We start from the raw sequence: 2,700 nt of genomic DNA, 5'->3' as shown, positions 1-2,700 counted from the left end.
CTTCAAAGATGACCGATGCTCAACGGCATATGTTTGCAAATAAACTTTCAGAACTCCCTGAAATGGGTCGCTATTCACAAGGAACAGAAAGCTATCCTCAATTTGCTGTTCGTATTGCTGAGATGCTACAAGACCCTGAAAAAATCAAAGAACTATCCCCATATCTAAAAAAAGTGGGATACATGCCATCAAATAAAAAGGACACCGTAAATGGCTAAGTTATCACTAAGTGAAGTATCTAAAAAATTTCATGTGGATAGATCAACCATTTACAGAGCTGTACGTAATGGACGTTTATCACGCTCCAGTGATGGACAATTCGATCTAGCAGAGGTCATACGATGCTTTGGAGAACCTGAGCAAACATCTCAAAAAATTGAATCATCTAAGCAAGAAGGTGATGAATCTACAAAAAAACTTATTGCCCATTTAGAAAATGAAGTCAAAAAATACCAAGAACGTGAAGAACGGTTAATGCAACAAATTGACCGTATGCAAACACTCATTGAGCTGAAAAGTGTTGCACCTGCCACAGCAGCACCACACCAAGATGCTACGGCATGCGACACCAAGATGCCACAGTATGCGACAACACAACAAGACACTGATAATAAAAAGAATAATGAATTAAATATTGCAGAAAATGTAGCAGTGCCACAGCAAGAAACTACGGCATACCACACCCAAACGCTACAGTATGCCACGTTGCCAAGTGTGGCAGTGCCACAACACAAAAAACGTGGTTTATTTGGCCGTGTGCTGAATGCCGTCTTTGATAATGACTGAGCAATAAGGGTGAAAGATCATGCCGAAACTGAAAGACATTGCCCTGGGAATTATTGTGGCTCCGCTGCTGATCCCGATCATGCTGATTGCATCGTACCAGGATAAAAAGGCACTGAAGAAAGAGCTGGATGAATGCCAAAAAGAAAAAGACCAGGCATCCTGATTATTCAATTGAGCTAATCAAAAGTGTGGAACATTGATGAAATAATAGGCGTGGAACGTGAAAAGTCATAAAAAAAGCCCACCTTGGGGAAGATGGGCTATCAACTAGAAATTACGGCGTTGAATTATAAGGATAATTATACAGCATTTCGTATAAGGTGTATTATGTTAATTTTAGGAAATCTTAAGCTTTAGCCAACATAATCTTCAGTTGATATTACTTGAGCATATGCAAATTCAAAAGCGGCCATTAATGTTGCATGGACATGACCAGCAGGTACTTTAACGCCATTAAATTCCAAGTCAGCTCTGGCCCTAGAATCATTTTTTTAACTTTTCATAATGAAGAATAAAAATAACTCAATGTTTACTTTAGGTTTTATACGCTTTTTCTTTTCAGGAGATAATGCTAGGATCAAAATTGGCTAACATTAAATAATCATAATGAATAATCTTCAAATAGTTATAGCACAAGCTCTACATTCATATGAATTTGAACATATGGAGCAATCAATAAGTAAATCCATTAGCGACACTATATTGGAAATATTGGTCAATGATGGGCCTTTTGAAAAAATTGATTGTTATCTGTATTCAAAAAAAGATTCTAAAAAAATTCTAAAAAGCTCTATACACTATGTAATTGCTGTCTTAGAAAGGGCGAAGTATAGAGTACAGAGAGCTCAGCAAGATAATCTGAGTCCTTTGTATATCTGCTTATACGTGATTAAGAAAATTGAGGGCTTTATCGAATACTTAAATACTAAATTTCAACTGTGAAAGCCTCCATTTAACATAATGGAGCTTATGCGAAATGGATCTTTAAGATTACTTTAAGATCAGTAGCTTACATTGAGTCATACCCTCTGGAACGACCTCGTTCAACCGACTTAGAAACAAGTCGGTTTTTTTATGCTCAATTTTGATACTTCTTGCCAATAAAATTGTTTAAAAAATAATCAAAAATAGCAATTCCATAGAGTTTATAAGCTTTTTTACCCAAAAGAATCCACTATTTCTGTGGATAACCACTGGGATAAATTTTGATTATTTTTTGTACGTTTTGGCTTACAGCGTTTCACGAAATTGTCTGTATCTATCCCCCGATGAAGCTCTTATGATCGATCTATATGGACAGGATGTTCAATGACTTAAAACAACAATAATAATCAGTCAGGCACCATGACCATCAGGTAGTCAGCCCTACCTATGCGCTCCATACCGAAAAATCCCGACATGACGTCGGGATTTTTTCATTTCTGCTATATCCAGACTTAAATCAGACCTGGATGGGCATCAAGAATACGGATTAAAGTTGCTGCTGGGCCAGTCGGATAGCGACGGCCTTGTTCCCAGTTTTGCAGGGTTCTTGCACTGATATGCAAACGTGCAGCAAATTCAGCCTGGGTTAAGCCTGTTTTCTCACGTACTTCTTTAATATCCGGTAATTCAAGCTCTGTGACTCGACTTGCCTTTATCTCATTACGCTTGATGGCACCAGCTTCTTTGATTGAAGCAACCAGGTCATCAAATAAGTTGTTATCCATGAAATTGCTCCTTTACTAATTGACGTAGAATCGAGGTTTCTTTGTCTGTCAGATTATCTTTCACAGACTTTGGATAAGCCACCAAGAAAAAGATCTGATCATCTTCTGTAACCCAATAATAGATCACACGGATACCGCCACTTTTGCCTTTATTGCCCTGAGCACAACGTACTTTACGAATTCCACCACCATTCTTGATTAAGTC

The 2,700-nt window shown here is 37.8% G+C and carries 5 protein-coding genes and 1 pseudogene; 4 read left to right on the top strand and 2 right to left on the bottom strand.

Annotation, left to right across the window (positions count from 1 at the left end):
• The 4 genes and pseudogenes from F960_RS17865 to F960_RS23060 form a co-directional block, all read left to right on the top strand.
• Positions 1-218, top strand: a pseudogene (locus tag F960_RS17865) (replication initiation protein RepM); the annotation flags it as partial.
• The gene (locus F960_RS17860; RefSeq protein WP_001096618.1) at positions 211-786 is read left to right on the top strand and encodes a plasmid replication DNA-binding protein; all 576 of its coding nucleotides are present in this window, start codon (positions 211-213) and stop codon (positions 784-786) included. The pseudogene F960_RS17865 and the gene F960_RS17860, both read left to right, overlap by 8 nt.
• A gap of 19 nt (positions 787-805) precedes the next feature.
• Complete coding sequence (locus F960_RS22710; RefSeq protein ID WP_001125246.1) at positions 806-949, top strand: hypothetical protein; 144 nt, start codon at positions 806-808, stop codon at positions 947-949.
• A gap of 443 nt (positions 950-1,392) precedes the next feature.
• The gene (locus F960_RS23060) at positions 1,393-1,728 is read left to right on the top strand and encodes a hypothetical protein (protein ID WP_001061698.1); all 336 of its coding nucleotides are present in this window, start codon (positions 1,393-1,395) and stop codon (positions 1,726-1,728) included.
• Between the two features lie 494 nt (positions 1,729-2,222).
• On the opposite strand, the gene nadS is transcribed toward F960_RS23060, so the two are convergent.
• On the bottom strand, positions 2,223-2,495 hold the full coding sequence (gene nadS / locus F960_RS17850) for a NadS family protein (RefSeq protein WP_000369782.1): 273 nt from the start codon (positions 2,493-2,495) through the stop codon (positions 2,223-2,225).
• The coding region (locus F960_RS23055) for a type II toxin-antitoxin system RelE/ParE family toxin (protein ID WP_004868823.1) at positions 2,488-2,700 on the bottom strand (213 nt) is incomplete at its 5' end. The genes F960_RS23055 and nadS, both read right to left, overlap by 8 nt.

It is taken from the genome of Acinetobacter gerneri DSM 14967 = CIP 107464 = MTCC 9824 (assembly GCF_000368565.1).
GTDB classification, from domain to species: Bacteria; Pseudomonadota; Gammaproteobacteria; order Pseudomonadales; family Moraxellaceae; genus Acinetobacter; species Acinetobacter gerneri.
The sequence above is the reverse complement of the archived record's forward strand: the minus strand, read 5'-3'. Positions and strand labels throughout refer to the sequence as shown.